The following is a 16,538-nucleotide window of genomic DNA, read 5'->3' on the forward strand; positions in this document are numbered from 1 at the left end:
TTACCACCGCTTTTTGCCTAAAACGGGCCTACTTCCATCATAACCTAGCTGGATTTTATTAAATACTAATTGTAAAGCTTAACTATGCTAAGCGATAAACAACTTGCTAATTTGAGTGGTTTAAACAATTGAATAATATAGGCAGGATGATCTGAACTAGAAAGTTTAACTTTGATTTCTTGGTTGCAACCCTGACTCGGCAAATCAATTACCACTAAATTGAATTAATTTTCATACTTAAAAAGCAACAGAACTCTATCTAGTGAATATAAATATAATTATATTAACCCCCAGCCAAAGGTGCTTATTGTTCGTTTTATGTTACCTTGTTGATAAAGTGAACACTATTTGCATTGCATTGATTATAAAAGCTTCATTCAGCACATTTTTATCATTCAAGTGTTGACACATTTACAAGTCTATCTATAATAGCGCCCCACAACAACGCAGCAATGTGGTGTTGTTTAGATGCGGGTGATTAGCTCAGTTGGGAGAGCATCGCCCTTACAAGGCGAGGGTCACTGGTTCAAGTCCAGTATCACCCACCACATTTTAATGTGTCGTATCTAAGTTCTGTACGGGTTTATTAACCCAATCAGAATAAGAGAGCATTATTTTACTTACAAGTAATTGCTATGTTCACTGGTTAAAGTCCAGTACTATTTATTATAATAGTTTTGATTAATTTATATGTGGGTGATTAGCTCAGTTGGGAGAGCATCGCCCTTACAAGGCGAGGGTCACTGGTTCAAGTCCAGTATCACCCACCACATATAAAACTTATTATTATATTAATAGTCATGTTCTGAATTTGTAATATGGGTTGTTAGCTCAGTTACAAGAAATGAGAGCATCACCGCTATTTACAAGTAACGGCGAAGTTCACTGGTTAAAGTCCAGTACTATTTATTATAATAGTTTTGATTAATTTATATGTGGGTGATTAGCTCAGTTGGGAGAGCATCGCCCTTACAAGGCGAGGGTCACTGGTTCAAGTCCAGTATCACCCACCACATATAAAAATTTATTATATAAATAGTTACATGTTTAAATTTGTAATATGGGTCGTTAGCTCAGTTACAAGAAATGAGAGCATCACCGCTATTTACAAGTAACGGAGAAGTTCACTGGTTAAAGTCCAGTACTATTTATTTTAATAGTAGTGTTTTAATTTATATGTGGGTGATTAGCTCAGTTGGGAGAGCATCGCCCTTACAAGGCGAGGGTCACTGGTTCAAGTCCAGTATCACCCACCACATATAAAATCTATTATTATGTTAATAGTCATGTGTAAATTTGTAATATGGGTCGTTAGCTCAGTTGGGAGAGCATCGCCCTTACAAGGCGAGGGTCACTGGTTCAAGTCCAGTACGACCCACCATTCTTTGAATGGTGCATATTACAAGATATCTAAATGAGTGATTAGCTCAGTTAGAAAAAGAGAGCATCACCGCTATTTACAAGTAACGGCGAGGTTCGCTGGTTAAAGTCCAGTACTATTTATTTTAATAGTAGCGTTTTAATTTATATGTGGGTGATTAGCTCAGTTGGGAGAGCATCGCCCTTACAAGGCGAGGGTCACTGGTTCAAGTCCAGTATCACCCACCACATATAAAAATTTATTATATAAATAGTTACATGTTTAAATTTGTAATATGGGTCGTTAGCTCAGTTGGGAGAGCATCGCCCTTACAAGGCGAGGGTCACTGGTTCAAGTCCAGTACGACCCACCATTCTTTGAATGGTGCATATTACAAAAATCTAAATCCTCCAGTATCACCTTCCATTTTAATATTCATTATCCTCCACTCTTTTAGTTCAAGTTCAGTATTAATTACCATTTAGAATTCGTTATCAAGTAATTCTTCGGTTTCAAAAAATCAGTATTACCAAGCACATACCAAAAATCTATCTTCCGAGTTTTATTATCTCCAAAATCATTTTGTTTAAACTTACTTTATTACGCGTGCTATCCATTTACTTTAAATGGGTTTTTAGCTCTTTTAAGATAAAAATATAAACCTTTGTAATTAATTTGCTTAATAAGCTCTCATCTTCGAAGCTAATCTTTAAATTACCTTGTAAGCGTCTAAACTGTTGATTATAGTCTGTGTTAAATTCAATTACGCTTAAGCCAATGTCTAAAAATATTTTTAATGAAGCCAAAATACTGATTGTAGAAGAGCAACCATTAGCTCAAAGCTACATGAAGCAGTCGCTCGAAAAAATAGGCTTTGGACATTTGCGTTTTGCAGATCACGGCTTAGCGGCAAAAGAACAATGCTTACATGAAGAATTTGACTTGGTAATTTGCTCTTTTAATCTAAGTAAACGCCAAGATGGCTACCAGCTTTATGAAGAGTTACGCGCTAAAGCGTTAATTAAACACTCTACTGGGTTTATTTTTACATCTGCGGAAACGAGCGGAGAATTAGTTCACAGTGTATTAGAGCTTCAACCCGATGACTTTTTGGTAAAACCCTTCTCTGTACAAGAGCTAAGAGTACGCATAGAGCGTATTCTCAAACGAAAAAGCGACCTTAAAGCTATTTACACTTTAATTGATGACGATAACCAGTCTAAAGCGTTAAAAAAAATTAATGCTCAACTTGATAAAAGTAATAAATACAGCCCTATTCTGCTTAGATTAAAAGGCAACATTTTACTGGCGCTAAAACAAAACCAAGAGGCGAAAGACTTTTTTAAATCAGTTTTGAATATGCAAAAGTTTGCATGGGCAAAAGTAGGATTAGTAGAGGCTTTAATTGCTAACAATGAGCATATTTTGGCTCAGCGCATGCTTAAAACAATGCTTGAACGTAATGAGACTCGACTTATAGCCTTAGACTTATTGGGGCGTTTAGAAATAAAACTAAACCAATTCGATTTAGCCCAAGACTTTTTAAGCCAAGCTGCACATATTGCCCCACGTAATATAGACCGTCAAAAATCACTTAACAGCGTATCGCTCATTAATAGAGATTACGAAACCAGCTACTTAACTCAAAAAGATATTGCCACTTACGCTAAATACTCAATGCACGATAGCCCAGACATCTATTTAAATGCTGCTCGTGCTGGGATTGACTTTGCATTGACCACAGATCAAACTGACCAAATAAACAGAATTTCTCGTCAAACAAATAAATATATCAATGAGCTAAAAACACAATTCCCAACCAGTAATGCGCAAACCCAAATTGATGTGCTCAATGCTCGCCTTTATTATTTAAAAGATGAACATAAAAAAGCGAAACAGCTCATTGAGCAACTTGATGACAGCGATACTCAAATACGCTCAGTGGATGGAGCCCTAGATAAAGCAAAAGCACTGCATGAATTAGGTTTTCACCAAAAGGCGCAAACGTTATTTAGCCATATTATTGATCATTGCGAGCGTCATCCAAGTAGAAGCGACGCTACTTACTTGCGTTATATACAGCAACAACAAAGTGAAAGACGTGACATAAAAATGGGGCCGAAAGAACTTAATAATCATGCTGTTAAACAGTTTGAGCGCGGCCAGTTAAATGTAGCTTTAGAGGCATTTAGCCAAGCCTTTAGAGTCATGCCGCACAATCCAAGTATTGCGCTCAATTTATTACAATGTTTGGTCGATAAATCAAAAAAACATGGTGATTCTTTCAACAGTGTCTTGGCTAAAAAATGCTTTAAACTATTAACAAAATCACCCCTAGCAGAAGAGCAATCGGAGCGGTTCGATAAACTACTTCAGATTGCTAAAGAAATGAAACTAGAGATTAGTTAGGGCTTAGTGATATTTGCGGATTAAAATTTGTTCAAGCAAGGGACGATTTAATCGCGGCGCGAGGTTTGTAACCTAGTGGGCTCAATAACTGCTCCTACGTTATTTTACTGGCTTACATCCATGTAAGAATAAATAAAAATCGAGCAAAGCTTCCGCGTTTTGCTCACGCCCCTTACCTACATTTCCCTAGTCAACAAAGGGTTAATCTTCACTTGGCAGAACCCTTTGGGCAGCGCCTATTTGGCATTGAAAGGCCAATAAGCCCTAAAGCTTTTTCATTGCCAGTGCGTTTACACAGTAGCGTAAACCGGAAGGAGGTGGCCCATCAGGGAAAATATGCCCTAAATGCGCATCACACACATTACAAACAACTTCAACTCGTTCCATACCATGGCTACTATCCATTACATAACCAATTGCTTCCTCAGTCGCCGGTTGGGTAAATGAGGGCCAGCCGGTGCCGCTATCAAACTTTTCATCTGCATCAAATAGTAAGTTGTCACAACAAACACACACATACCTACCTGGCTCTAACAAGGTACAACTACTTGAACTATTTGGTCGTTCAGTCCCCTTTTTACGGGTCACATAATATTGTTCTTCGTTTAACAGTTCGCGCCATTGCTGATCTGTTTTAACCACTTTTCGAACCGGTGTTGGATTGCCATGGTTGGCAAAATTAACAATATCGTTCCACTTCAACATAACAACCTCATTACGTTATTAATTTAACTAGCAGTCATTTGCTTATAGTCTTTTACGCCTGTGGCTAATACCAAGATCAACGCTATTTAAAGGCTATAGTATGCTTTTCTGTTACAGTAAGTATACGGTTTATATAAGCGTGTAATTGTGCTCTGCTGCCTGGAATACTAACGCTTAATTGCCGGTCATTATTACTATGCACTATTAGTTCATCGTTTCTTATTTCTATCAACTCAATATTACTGATGACTAACCAATGCGGACCATTTTTTTTATCAAACAGACCCGTTAAACTAAAAACAAACAAGTGCTGCGCATCGCGTTGAATAAAATTACGCAATGGATTGCGCATTTTAAACAACGGCGTTAATCGGTAACAACACGAACAAAACACCACAACCCACATTACTAAAGCAGCTTTAAACCAAAGGTGTTCCCCTAAAGAAAAAAAGTAGCCACACGCTATAATTACAAGCCCTATTAAAGCGATTACTAGTGCTATTTTTTTATTGATACTATGCATAATCTCGCTTACTTTTTATCGGTTGCTTTTTCTGTCGGCTCAGGCCAATCACTAAAGAAAACACTTAAGTAACGACTTTTCGCCAAATACCACAACACCCACAATACAATTACCATTTGTACAGCTAAAAACAATGAGAAGCGATAGTGGCTATGAGCTGCTTGAATACTCAACCATGACAAATCGATTAACGCACATGCAATCAGCGGCCAACGCATATATCGCCAAATACGCGCCAAGCGCTGCGTAGCTTGATGCGAGTCTCTTGGTCTGCGTAAACAAAATAAAATAGTAGGTACAATCGCTACTGCACCGATCGCTATAGCAATAAAAAAATCATTTTTTGATCTAAAAAACAATGACATTAAATCAAGCTCAGGTCGACGACTTAACGCGGCTATCACCCAAATAAAATAGGCACGCAGTAGCACTAAAATACTCAAGTGAAATGCTAATGGTGTACGGTAACTTCCATATTTATCCCAGTATTCAGGTCCATATCGACTCACAGCTGGTTTTTCCTATCGGCAATAGTGCCCAAAATAAAAAATGCCGCTAGTAAAGTAAGCCCTAACCACTTAGTCCCAAAAAACAGCAAAGCTTTGGTTAGCAGCGGGCTTAGCCACACCACTAACAAACCAAAGCCAAACGCAGTGATCAACACAAAACATACTACGCGAATAATAAAATGGCGCCTAGCTACCACCCCTTTGGTTAGTTTTAAAATGTCATCCGCATACAGCGATACCAAGCACACCATTAAAAGTAGTGATAAATGCGGCAAATAGCCCTGTAGCCATTGGCCTAGGTCAATTAGCAGCGTATTGAGTATATTTGTAAAACTAGCCATTATGAGTCTCTAACAAAGTAATTAAATCATCCTCTGTCAGTATTTCTATACCGAGCTCTTGCGCTTTGGTGAGCTTAGAGCCGGCTTTCTCACCCGCCACTAAGGCATCGGTTTTTGCTGAAACACTGCCAGAAACCTTGGCACCTAATTGCTGTAGGCGCGCTTTTGCATCATTACGATTAAGTGTATTAAGCGTCCCTGTTAGTACATAAGTTAAACCCGCTAGCGGCTGTTCTTGCTCTGATGGCGCTGTTAACTGTGGCCAGTTTACCCCTTGCGCTATTAATTCGTTTACCACTGTCAGGTTGTGCTCTTCAGTAAAAAAGCCACGAACGTGTTTTGCTACTATTTCACCTACATCGCTTACTTCTATCAGCTGTTCAATGCTGGCATCAATTACTTTTTCAAGCGTTAAAAAGTGATTGGCCAAGTTTTGTGCTGTGGCCTCACCGACTTCACGAATACCCAGTGAATATAAAAACTTTGCTAAGGTAGTGGTTTTGGCATCATCAAGCGCTGCAACTAAGTTTTTCGCTGATTTTGGCCCCATTCGTTCAAGTGACTCAAAGTGTCCCTGCTTTAAAATAAATAAATCAGCAGGCGTTTTGATCAGCTCTCGATCAACCAATTGATCAACTATTTTGTCGCCTAAGCCGTCAATATCTAAAGCCTTACGTGAAGCAAAATGTTTAATCGCTTGTTTGCGCTGTGCTTGACATACCAAGCCGCCGGTACAACGAGCAACCGCTTCACCTTCAACCCGCTCAACGTGCGAGTCACAAATTGGGCACATAGTTGGAAATACAATCTCTTTTGCATCGCTTGGCCGTTGTTCAAGCACTACTTGGGTAATTTGTGGGATCACATCCCCAGCGCGACGAATAATCACAGTGTCGCCCACTTTAACGCCCAAACGGGCAATTTCATCAGCATTATGCAGCGTTGCATTCGATACCGTAACACCACCAACAAATACCGGCTCTAATCGCGCAACAGGGGTAATTGCCCCAGTACGCCCTACTTGAAACTCTACATCTAGCAAGTGTGTTATTTCTTCTTGTGCCGGAAACTTATAAGCAATAGCCCAACGCGGTGCACGCGCAACAAAGCCTAGGCGCTCTTGTAGGGCTTTTTTATTTACTTTTATTACCACGCCATCTATTTCATATTTTAGCTCGCTACGGCGCGTTAAAATGTCATTATAATAGGCAAGCGCGGCCTTTGGGCCTTCAACTAATTTTGTTTCAGGGCAAAGTGGTAATCCCCAATCAGTAAGCTTGGCGAGCTGCTGGTAGTGATCTTCAGGTAAGGTGCCATCGGCGACCAATCCGGTGCTGTAGGCATAAAACATCAGTGGCCGTTTTGCGGTAATTTTTGAATCGAGCTGGCGTAAACTTCCCGCTGCCGCATTACGTGGGTTTACAAAAACTTTGTCACCACGCTTTTCTGCTTCGGCATTAAGCTTGTCAAACCCAGCGCTATCCATAAATACTTCGCCGCGCACTTCAAGCTCACGTGGGTAATCATCACCGCGTAGCTTTAATGGCACATTGCGAATTGTTTTTACATTTTGGGTAATATTTTCGCCAGTAAAGCCATCGCCACGAGTCGCTGCTTGCACTAATACCCCATCACGATAAATAATTGATACCGCTAAACCATCCAGTTTAGGCTCACAGCAAAATGTAAGCTCTTCAGTGCTCATTAAGCGCTCTTTAATACGACGATTAAAACCACTAAATTCGTCTTCACCAAAAGCGTTATCTAGCGATAGCATAGGCACTTGGTGTGCTACTTGCTCAAACTTGGCAAGCGCTGCCCCACCTACTTTTTGCGTAGGTGAATCGGCAGTTAAAAACTCAGGATGCTGGGTTTCTAATTCGCTCAAAGTACGTAATAAGCGATCATATTCGGCATCGGGTATGCTGGGTGTATCAAGCACATAATAACTATAATTGTGTTGCTCAAGCGTGTTACGAAGATGATTAATTTGCTCACTAATGCTGCTTGCCATGTAGACCTCAAAAACATAAAAAAAGCCACTTTGACGAGTGAACGCCCAGTGGCTTACAAAATTTAACTTATGCGTATATTACGCAGAAAATGCGCGAACCTGCTCAACATATTGACGAATACGCTCTACCGTCATTTCGTTGCGCTCAGCATCCAGGATTTCAGCACCAAATTCATCGGCTAGCTTCTTAGCAGCGCTATGCAACATATTAAACGCAGCAAGGCCATCGCCATCACATGGCAGTGTCATAAATAAGCTTACACCTGCGGTGCTAAACTGTTCCATATTATCAATATCGAACGTGCCAGGGTTATACATATTTACCAACCTAAATAACACCGGCCCTTGGCCTGCTGGATCTAGATGGCGGTTAAAAAAACCTTCTTCTGAATATTTAAAACCTAGCGTGTTAACTGCAGGCAGTAATTTACTGCCTTGCATGGTCAGCCCTTCTGGCATTTGAATATGTACAATAACAAAGTCAGCAACATCTTTAGGGGCGTCTTGTTGTGTATCTACAGCCTCTTCGGTTACAACTTCAAGGTCATCTTCAATAGCTGTATCAGCAGGGCTAACATCTATTTGTGGCTCATCAGCGCTGAAGTTTAACTCACTCATTTGTGGTTCTTCTCGTTGCGCTAATATAGGCTCTTGTGGCTCAGCATGCACAGATGAAGGCTGCTGTTCTTGAACAGGTTCAACTCGCTCGCTTGCAGGGAGTTCAGCATTCTCTTTTTTCTTACTGACCACAAACCGTGTATTAATAAGCCACCAATGACAAATACACTGATCACAATTAAAACCCATCTTAATTCTTCGGCCATCCCCTCACCTTTTATTATTAATATGCCTAACAGCCATCATTTTACCTAAAATAACTAGCAAATGACTATAAAATTATGCATGTGCAAGTTGCACCGCTTGTTCAATATCTACAGCAACCATACGCGACACGCCGGGCTCTGCCATGGTTACACCCGTTAATCTACCCGCCATTTCCATTGCAATTTTATTATGGCTTATATAAATAAACTGCACAGATTGTGACATTTCTTCAACCAATCGGCAAAAACGGACCACATTGGCATCATCTAACGGGGCATCTACCTCGTCCAGCATACAGAATGGAGCTGGATTGAGCCTGAATATAGAAAACACCAATGATAATGCGCTCAGCGCTTTTTCTCCACCACTTAACAAATGAATTGTCGAATTTTTTTACCCGGAGGTCTTGCCATTATACTAACACCACTTTCGAGTAAATCGTCACTGGTTAATTCTAAGTAAGCACTGCCGCCGCCAAATACTTTTGGAAAAAGCTGGCCAAAATCGTGGTTTACCTGATCAAAGGTAGACTTAAAGCGCGTTTTAGTTTCGCGATCTATTTTATGAATAGCGCCCTCTAATGCCGATAACGCTTGGGTTAAATCATCCAGCTGATTATTTAAATAATCACTTCTTTGCTTAGCTTGTTCAAATTCATCAATGGCTGCAAGGTTAACGGCCCCTAATTGCTCTAGCTGATTAGTGACTCCAGCAAGTTGATTTTGCGCTGCAGTTAATGACAACTCTGCAGGAAGCTCTGCTAAAACCTGTTTTAAATTTTGATTAAGCTCGCTAAGTGGCTCAAGTACCGCTTGCGCTTTTATTAATAGGCTTTGCTCTTCAATGCTCAGCTTTTGGTGTTGCTCTTGTAATGCCACCAGCTCAGCTTGTGACGTTTTTAAACTCGCTTGTTTGTTTTGTAATTCTTGTTTTGCTTGAGCTAACTGCTGCTGAATATCTACAAGCGTTTGTTCGCCTTGTTGGTGCTGTACTAATAATTGTTCAATACTTAATGCAAGCTCCTGCTCAGGAATAAGTAACGCTTCAATTTGCTCTACTAGCTCTTGAGCGCCCTCTTCAGCACTTGTAAACGCCTGTACTGCATGACTAAGTTTAGTTTGACTGAGCTGCCATTCACTTCGTGCTTTTTGCTCACTTAGGTTTGCCTGATGTGCTTGCGTTTTATATTGTTCAGCATTATTCAAAGCTTGCTTGTAACGCTCATCACTATTTATTCGTGCGCTATCTGCGTTGTTCAGCTCTTCAGCTAATGCCTGTAATTGCTGTGCAAGCTGTTCATTCTTATCAAGCTCTTCGCCCAATAATTCGCTTAACTGCTGTTGTTGCTCTAGCAGAGGCTGACGCTGTTGTTGTAATTTCGTCAACTGCTGCAGATGTTGATCAGCTTGCGCTTTGAGCATATCACCACGCGATGTTGCTACGGCTAACTGTTGTGCTAATTGGTGAATAGTTTCTTTGCGCTCGTTTTGCTGCTCGGTTATTAATGCAGCTTGCGCTTGGTGATCTTCAAGTGTAGAGAGTGCATCAATTAATGCCTGTTGTTGTTGCTCAAGTAAGGTTTCTTGTTGCTTAAGCTTTTTGTGCATTAATAATAAGGAATTATCAGCATTTTTATCGCCACTCACATGCCAATTTCGACCATGTAACGCCCCTTGCTTGTCCATCACTGCAATATAACTGGCATCGTTAAGGTGGTGTGCTTCACCCTCGGCATCATAAGCAATATGGTTTAATAACTCGGGGTAGATACCAGCGCTAATAAAAGCAGCAATACTATTGCTTGCCACAGACTGTGAAGGTATTTGCCACGTGCTATTTTCTGCTTTACCTGGTGAAATATGAATGTGCTCAAGTGATGACAGCGCCTGCTCGACTAAAAACTCATAACCAGACTGAACAGTTAACTGCTTGAATAAAGTTAAAGTTTTATCGTTGTTTTTTTCAAGTCCAAGGGTAGTTTTTAGCCCTGCTATACCGGCTTTTAGTTCATTAACTTGCTGAGATAAATGCTGCCATTGTTGCTGAGCTTCATCAAGCTGTTGCTGCTGTATTGCCTGAGCACTTTGACCTCTACTATGAGCAGTTTGCGCGTTAGCCAGCTGCTCTGTTAGCGTTTGTCTGTGCTGCTGTTGCTCAGTTAATTGCTGCTCTATCTCACTGCGTTTTAACTCATCTATTTGCTCATCAAGCTGCGTTAGTTGTTGCTTAACATAACTAATTTTCTGCTCTGTATGTTTTACTGCATTTGCATGCGCTAGCTGCTGATTATTTAATTTTTGATAGTCTTCTGTTAGTGATTGCCACTGTGATGTGTCGGCATTTTTAATCTCCAGCAGCTGATTAACCTCATCACTAAGCTCTATAACTTGCTCACTACACATTAAGTGATGCTCAATAGCCTGTTGCAAGTTGTCATCTAACTCCTGGCAAAGACTTTGTTGCTGCGTTTTGACTTCTTCACTTTGGTTTTTTTGTTGCTCTAACTTGGCTAAATTTTGTTTCAGTGAAAGCGTTTGTTGTTTAATGCTAATTGCCTGCTGTTCACTGCGAGTCAATTCGGTATGCGTAAGGTGCTGCTGTTGCTGCGCATCATCGAGTTTATCTTGTTGAGCTTGCACTTGAGCATCAAGGCTTGCCAGCACATCATCATGGCCTGAATGCGCCGTTTTAAAGAAGCTGATTTGGTCATCCAGCTTTTTTATTTGCGCACTTTTATCAAGCTGTTGCTGATGCAGCTTTTGCCATTTTAATACCGCTATTTGCCCCTTTAAGGTGCGCTCGTGGGATTTAAGTTCGCGATATTTTTTAGCCTCAACCGATTGTACCGCCAGTTTATCAAGCTGGTTTTGTAGCTCTTGGCGAACATCAAGCAGTCGCTCTAGATTTTCTCGGGTGCTTTTTATACGTGTTTGCGTTTCGCGGCGGCGCTCTTTATATTTAGAGACCCCTGCGGCTTCTTCTAAGAAAACACGAAGCTCTTGCGGTTTGCTCTCTATTAAACGTGAGATCATCCCTTGTTCAATAATAGCGTAACTTCGCGGCCCAAGACCGGTACCTAGAAATATATCGGTGATATCACGCTTACGGCATTTACTGCCGTTTAAAAAATACAATGACTGACCATCGCGAGTCACCAAACGCTTAATAGCCACTTGGTTACGATCAGCAAAAGTATTGGGTAACTTACCTTGGGTATTATCAAATATTAGTTCAACGGAGGCTTGCGAAATGGGCTTGCGGTTAGTAGAGCCATTAAAAATGACATCAGTCATGGCATCGCCACGTAAGTTTTTAGCTGAGCTTTCACCAAGCACCCATCGCACCGCATCAATGACATTTGATTTGCCACAGCCATTAGGGCCGACAACACACGTCATTTGATCTGGAAATGGAATTTTAGTGGGCTCTACAAAAGATTTAAAGCCCGCTAATTTAATAGTGCTTAAGCGCATTTTATTGTTATTACCGATTTATTATTGTTTTTTACTATAAGTAACTTAACGCATAAATAGCTAAAAAGTTAAGCTTGGCGTTTAAAATTATCTAAAATAATACCCGTGGCCATTGCTACATTAAGCGACTCTGCACCGCCAAAAGCCGGTATGGTTATTTTGTTGCTCACTAATTTTGCACACTGCTCGCGTATTCCATGTGATTCACTGCCCATAAGCAATACACCTTGGCCACTAAATTTAGTGCTATGCACACTTTGGCCATCTAAAAATGCACCATAAATAGGCATGTTTAATGTAGATAAGTATTCAGGCAATTCAACTTGGCTTATCGATACGCGAACGAACGACCCCATTGTGGCGCTAATTGTTTTTGGGTTATACGGATCGGCACTGTCAGTGCTAGCAACAATATGTTTTATACCGTACCAATCAGCCACGCGAATGATAGTACCTAAATTACCAGGATCAGATACGCCATCTAAGGCTAATATTAAACTGTTTTCATCTGGTAATACGGTGCTTGGCATATCAATAACTGCAATAGCCGCATTATTACTTACCAAAGTACTTACCTTTGTTAGCTGCTCTTCATCTGCTGTAATAAAATGCGTTTGAGGGTATGCGCTTTGGTTATTATCAATAAAGCTTTGCGTTGCAAATACATCGTTTACTTTTAATGGGCTATTTAATAACTCCAGTACATTTTTTTCGCCTTGTACTAAGTATTGATTAAATTGCTTGCGATACTTTTTTTGGCCAAGCTGGCGAATAAGTTTAAGTTGGTTTTTTGAAATCATGACAGCCCCATTAAATTATCTGCACAGTATACCAGAGGTGACTTAAAGTGCAGCCCCATAAACAGTAAAAGCAATAAAAATAGCCTACTTACAATCAACTAGCTAATTATAAAGATTGTTTTTTTATCTAAAAAAGGTAAATTTACAAAAAACAACATGGATATATTTTTAAAATGGAATCAGTACACCCAACTTCATCTGAGTCAAATCAAACACCCCCTGCTATTTTTAGCGGTAAAGTACAATTTAGCGGCAAAGCCGGCGAATTTTTTGGCATATGGATTGTTAATATACTGCTGAGTATTATTACTCTCGGAATTTACTCTGCATGGGCAAAAGTTCGCACCTATCGTTATTTTTACGGTCATACGCGTATCGACGGTCATAGCTTTAACTATCTAGCGACCCCAATACAAATTTTAAAAGGACGCATTTTAGCGGTCATCGCATTTTTAATTTACACCTTACTTAGCAGCCTCGCACCGGCGATAGGCCTTTTATTTGCTATTGGCTTTTTATTTTTATTGCCGTGGATCATCAACCAAGGTCTGCGTTTTAATATGCGTATGACTCGCCATCGTAATGTACGCTTTGCCTTTTCAGGTAATTACGGCGATGCATTTATTAACTTTGTTTTATTACCTATTGCAAGTGTATTCACATTACATCTATTACTGCCGTATGTATTAAAGCGAATTGATCAATATATGCATGAAAACATCAGCTATGGAAATAAACCACTTACAGTAAATCTTCAAGGCGAACGCTATTATATCGCAGCACTTATTACCCTAGGAGTTGCAATAGGTGGCTTAGTTATTTTTGGCTTCTTTGCTGGTGCAAGTGCCTTAACTATCGATAACTTAAACACACAAAACTTTAGCCTTTCTACAATTATAGTGCCGCTACTAATTGCTGTGTTGTATGTTGCGTTTTTAACACTGGTAGGCGCTGTTTATCATTCGATTATTCGAAATCATATTTTTAATAACAGCGAATTTACAGAAGTCGCGAGCTTTGATTCGAACTTAAAAGCCATTGACTATGCCATCTTACTATTTACCAATGTACTGGCAATTATATTTACCTTAGGACTGGCCTACCCTTGGGCTAAAGTACGCAGAGCAAAGCTATTAGCATCGGTTACTGAAGTCACTATTTATAGCGGCGCACTTTCGTTGATTGATGTTGCACAAAATGAGCAGTCATCATTTGCTGAAGAAGCTGCTAATGTGTTTGATATTGATATTTCACTCACCTAATGAGTAATTATCCTATTTTTGGCTGTTATTATTACCCTAATAGCAGCCAGCATATTAAAAGCTATGCACACCTTTCCCATGAGCAAATAACGCTTGTTGACTCTGAGAATACGACGTTACTTTCATCAACTTTAGACGATTGCCAACTTGATAGCCCGTTACCTGGCATGGCGTCAGAGTTAAATTTTGCTGATGGTGGGCGATTTATACCTCAAGATGTAGAATTTAGGTGGCCATTCGCGCTTAAAGAGCATGGACTCAGTGAACGCTTAGAAAAAAATAAGATTCTTATTGTTGCATCCGTGCTGCTAATTCCCCTATTACTTTGGTTAATTTTATACCGCTTAATACCATCAGTAGCCGTTTATAGCGTTAATTTAGCACCTGGCTCGACAATTGAAACGATGGGAGAGCAAACGCTCAGTGTGATAGAAAAAGTCGCATTAGAACCTTCTCAACTTTCCACTAATAAGCAATCTGAAATACAGCAACAATGGCGTTTAATGCTAAACTCGCTCAATTTAGACAGTGCAAAGTTTAGGCTATCTTTTTATCAGTCTGATTATTTTTCAGCTAATGCGTTTGCTCTTCCAAATGGTCGGGTTGTAGTAACTGACGAACTTGTTGATCTATTAAAAAATGACCCTGATGCCCTGCGTGCTATTTTACTTCATGAAATTGGTCATGTTCAGCACCATCACAGCATTCGCCTTGCAGCACAAGCTGCAGCGAGCACCGTTGTATTTGCAGTTATTTTTGGTGACTTAGAAGGTATATTAGAGGTCGTGCTTGGCTCTGGTTCATCTTTTTTACAACAAGCGTTTTCGCGAGATATGGAACAAGAAGCCGATGTATATGCGATTAAAAACCTTTTAAAATTAGGGTATTCTAACCACGACTTTGCAGATGCAATTGAAGCACTGGAAAATAATTTAAAAGCGCAAGAAGGGACCTATGATGATACTTGGTTAAAGTATTTATCAACGCACCCAAGTTCTCAAGAGCGAATAGAATATGCGAGGCAATATAAACCAGAATGACCCCTGAACTGAATTTATTGTTATTAGTTATCATTATGATAACGCTTGGCTACGGATTTATTTATCCGCGCTTTGCAGGCAGTAGCTTTAAAAAAATATCGGTGCAAGATTTATTTGCAACAGGCATTACGCTATTAATTGCATCTAGCCTTTATTACAACTCGGACGTGCAATTTAGCTGGTTAATATTTGAAGTTAATTGGTTTTGGTTTACTTTTTTAACTTACGTCATAATCGAAATCCCAGTGTTTTTTATTTATGCTAAAAAGCACAATATGCAGTTTTAATAGTACTTTTATTTTTATACAAAAAAAGCGCCTAATTGGCGCTTTTTAAGCTGCATTAACACAAATTAATATTTATGCTTAAGTGCCCACAAATGCAGTAATTCACTGGCAATCGTTGCAGCGGCAATGGCGGTAAGCTCACTTTGGTCGTACGACGGAGATACTTCAACCACATCCATTCCCACCATATTAATGCCTTTAAGTGCGCGTAAGATTTTAAGCACTTTATCAGAGGTTAAACCACCACACACGGGTGTGCCCGTACCTGGTGCAAAGGCGGGGTCTAAACAATCTATATCAAAGGTTAAGTAAACCGGTAAATCACCCACTCGCTCAATAATTTGTGCTGCAATATCATTCGCATGCAGATCATTGGCTTGCATGGCATCAATCACTGCAAACTCATGCTTGCTTTGATCAAAGTCGGTACGAATACCTAGCTGAATACTGTGATTAACATCAATTAACCCTTCCATTGGCGCATGATAAAACATGGTGCCGTGATCAAAACGCGAACCGTTACTGTAAGTATCAGTATGGGCATCGAAATGCACTAACGCCATTTTGCCATGAATTTTTGCATGTGCGCGCAATAGCGGTAAGGTTACGAAATGATCGCCGCCCAAGCCTAGCAATGTTTTACCTTGGCGAAGTATTTGCTCTGCCGCCATTTCTAGTTGCGCGGTAAAATATTCAGGGTCGCCTACCGGATAGGTAAAATCGCCAGCATCCGCCACGGTTAAGCGCTCAAACAACGGAAATGTCCACGGGTATTTGGTATCTTCCCACGCTAAATGCACTGACGCTCTGCGAATAGCATCAGGCCCTAAGCGGGCACCAGGGCGCCCTGAAGTGGCCAGATCAAACGGTAAACCCAGTACCACTACATCGGCTTCAATCGCGTTAATATTTTGTACCATAGGACGACGTAAAAACGTCATCCCATTTGAGTACAATGAGTGGTCAACACAACCAAACAAGCTAGACATT

At 40.2% G+C, this 16,538-nt stretch carries 11 protein-coding genes, 7 tRNA genes and 2 pseudogenes; 11 read left to right on the forward strand and 9 right to left on the reverse strand.

Annotated elements, in window-relative coordinates; all coding sequences use genetic code 11:
- Positions 1–472: 472 nt before the first annotated feature.
- The 8 genes from AC0L7Q_RS09990 to AC0L7Q_RS10025 all read left to right on the forward strand — a co-directional run bounded on the left by AC0L7Q_RS09990 (position 473) and on the right by AC0L7Q_RS10025 (position 3,769).
- Positions 473–548: transfer RNA gene (locus AC0L7Q_RS09990), tRNA-Val, on the forward strand.
- A gap of 146 nt (positions 549–694) precedes the next feature.
- Positions 695–770: transfer RNA gene (locus tag AC0L7Q_RS09995), tRNA-Val, on the forward strand.
- A 167-nt stretch (positions 771–937) separates the two neighbouring features.
- Positions 938–1,013: transfer RNA gene (locus tag AC0L7Q_RS10000), tRNA-Val, on the forward strand.
- A 167-nt stretch (positions 1,014–1,180) separates the two neighbouring features.
- A tRNA-Val gene (locus AC0L7Q_RS10005) sits at positions 1,181–1,256 on the forward strand.
- 49 nt (positions 1,257–1,305) lie between these two features.
- Positions 1,306–1,381: transfer RNA gene (locus tag AC0L7Q_RS10010), tRNA-Val, on the forward strand.
- A 151-nt stretch (positions 1,382–1,532) separates the two neighbouring features.
- Positions 1,533–1,608 (forward strand) — tRNA-Val (locus tag AC0L7Q_RS10015).
- 49 nt (positions 1,609–1,657) lie between these two features.
- Positions 1,658–1,733: transfer RNA gene (locus AC0L7Q_RS10020), tRNA-Val, on the forward strand.
- A 404-nt stretch (positions 1,734–2,137) separates the two neighbouring features.
- Positions 2,138–3,769 carry a response regulator gene (locus AC0L7Q_RS10025; protein WP_413402511.1) on the forward strand — a complete coding sequence of 544 codons (1,632 nt, stop codon included), beginning with the start codon at positions 2,138–2,140 and terminating at the stop codon, positions 3,767–3,769.
- Positions 3,770–4,033: 264 nt separating this feature from the next.
- Here the strand turns inward: AC0L7Q_RS10025 and msrB are convergent, their stop codons facing one another.
- The 8 genes and pseudogenes from msrB to AC0L7Q_RS10065 form a co-directional block, all read right to left on the reverse strand.
- A complete protein-coding gene (gene msrB / locus AC0L7Q_RS10030) occupies positions 4,034–4,474 on the reverse strand; it encodes a peptide-methionine (R)-S-oxide reductase MsrB (RefSeq protein WP_413402513.1) in 441 nt (146 codons plus the stop codon).
- A gap of 82 nt (positions 4,475–4,556) precedes the next feature.
- Positions 4,557–4,997, reverse strand: a complete 441-nt coding sequence (locus tag AC0L7Q_RS10035) for a hypothetical protein (RefSeq protein WP_409423433.1) — start codon at positions 4,995–4,997, stop codon at positions 4,557–4,559.
- Between the two features lie 8 nt (positions 4,998–5,005).
- Positions 5,006–5,506, reverse strand: a complete 501-nt coding sequence (locus AC0L7Q_RS10040) for a DUF2919 domain-containing protein (RefSeq protein ID WP_131691260.1) — start codon at positions 5,504–5,506, stop codon at positions 5,006–5,008.
- Entirely contained in the window at positions 5,503–5,847 is a 345-nt protein-coding gene (locus tag AC0L7Q_RS10045) for a DUF3392 family protein (RefSeq protein WP_409423435.1), read from the reverse strand. The genes AC0L7Q_RS10040 and AC0L7Q_RS10045 overlap by 4 nt, the downstream gene beginning before the upstream one ends.
- Positions 5,840–7,861 carry an NAD-dependent DNA ligase LigA gene (gene ligA, locus AC0L7Q_RS10050; protein ID WP_413402516.1) on the reverse strand — a complete coding sequence of 674 codons (2,022 nt, stop codon included), beginning with the start codon at positions 7,859–7,861 and terminating at the stop codon, positions 5,840–5,842. The genes AC0L7Q_RS10045 and ligA overlap by 8 nt, the downstream gene beginning before the upstream one ends.
- Positions 7,862–7,939: 78 nt before the next feature.
- Positions 7,940–8,685: pseudogene (gene zipA / locus AC0L7Q_RS10055) on the reverse strand (cell division protein ZipA).
- Positions 8,686–8,758: 73 nt separating this feature from the next.
- A pseudogene (locus AC0L7Q_RS10060) lies at positions 8,759–12,159 on the reverse strand (chromosome segregation SMC family protein).
- Between the two features lie 68 nt (positions 12,160–12,227).
- Positions 12,228–12,959, reverse strand: coding sequence for an RNA methyltransferase (locus AC0L7Q_RS10065; protein WP_413402522.1), 732 nt, complete (start codon positions 12,957–12,959; stop codon positions 12,228–12,230).
- A gap of 173 nt (positions 12,960–13,132) precedes the next feature.
- Here AC0L7Q_RS10065 and AC0L7Q_RS10070 point away from each other — a divergent pair, with 173 nt between their 5' ends.
- The 3 genes from AC0L7Q_RS10070 to AC0L7Q_RS10080 are packed head-to-tail and all read left to right on the forward strand — an operon-like array spanning position 13,133 to position 15,548.
- Positions 13,133–14,221, forward strand: a complete 1,089-nt coding sequence (locus tag AC0L7Q_RS10070; protein ID WP_413402524.1) for a YjgN family protein — start codon at positions 13,133–13,135, stop codon at positions 14,219–14,221.
- Positions 14,221–15,261 carry a M48 family metallopeptidase gene (locus tag AC0L7Q_RS10075; protein WP_409423440.1) on the forward strand — a complete coding sequence of 347 codons (1,041 nt, stop codon included), beginning with the start codon at positions 14,221–14,223 and terminating at the stop codon, positions 15,259–15,261. The genes AC0L7Q_RS10070 and AC0L7Q_RS10075 overlap by 1 nt, the downstream gene beginning before the upstream one ends.
- The gene (locus AC0L7Q_RS10080; protein WP_409423441.1) at positions 15,258–15,548 is read left to right on the forward strand and encodes a hypothetical protein; all 291 of its coding nucleotides are present in this window, start codon (positions 15,258–15,260) and stop codon (positions 15,546–15,548) included. The genes AC0L7Q_RS10075 and AC0L7Q_RS10080 overlap by 4 nt, the downstream gene beginning before the upstream one ends.
- Before the next feature lie 65 nt (positions 15,549–15,613).
- On the opposite strand, the gene speB is transcribed toward AC0L7Q_RS10080, so the two are convergent.
- Positions 15,614–16,537 (reverse strand): agmatinase, encoded by a 924-nt coding sequence (gene speB, locus AC0L7Q_RS10085; RefSeq protein WP_036982103.1) that lies wholly within the window; start codon positions 16,535–16,537, stop codon positions 15,614–15,616.
- Between the last annotated feature and the right edge of the window lies 1 nt (position 16,538).

The organism is Pseudoalteromonas sp. KJ63-1 (assembly GCF_055808145.1).

Excerpts from the sequence above, each read along its gene's own strand:
- AC0L7Q_RS10025 (WP_413402511.1), top strand. The coding sequence starts at position 2,138 with ATGTCTAAAAATATTTTTAATGAAGCCAAAATACTGATTGTAGAAGAG.
- msrB (WP_413402513.1), bottom strand. The coding sequence starts at position 4,474 with ATGTTGAAGTGGAACGATATTGTTAATTTTGCCAACCATGGCAATCCA.
- AC0L7Q_RS10035 (WP_409423433.1), bottom strand. The coding sequence starts at position 4,997 with ATGCATAGTATCAATAAAAAAATAGCACTAGTAATCGCTTTAATAGGG.
- AC0L7Q_RS10045 (WP_409423435.1), bottom strand. The coding sequence starts at position 5,847 with ATGGCTAGTTTTACAAATATACTCAATACGCTGCTAATTGACCTAGGC.
- ligA (WP_413402516.1), bottom strand. The coding sequence starts at position 7,861 with ATGGCAAGCAGCATTAGTGAGCAAATTAATCATCTTCGTAACACGCTT.
- AC0L7Q_RS10065 (WP_413402522.1), bottom strand. The coding sequence starts at position 12,959 with ATGATTTCAAAAAACCAACTTAAACTTATTCGCCAGCTTGGCCAAAAA.
- AC0L7Q_RS10070 (WP_413402524.1), top strand. The coding sequence starts at position 13,133 with ATGGAATCAGTACACCCAACTTCATCTGAGTCAAATCAAACACCCCCT.
- AC0L7Q_RS10075 (WP_409423440.1), top strand. The coding sequence starts at position 14,221 with ATGAGTAATTATCCTATTTTTGGCTGTTATTATTACCCTAATAGCAGC.
- AC0L7Q_RS10080 (WP_409423441.1), top strand. The coding sequence starts at position 15,258 with ATGACCCCTGAACTGAATTTATTGTTATTAGTTATCATTATGATAACG.
- speB (WP_036982103.1), bottom strand. The coding sequence starts at position 16,537 with ATGTCTAGCTTGTTTGGTTGTGTTGACCACTCATTGTACTCAAATGGG.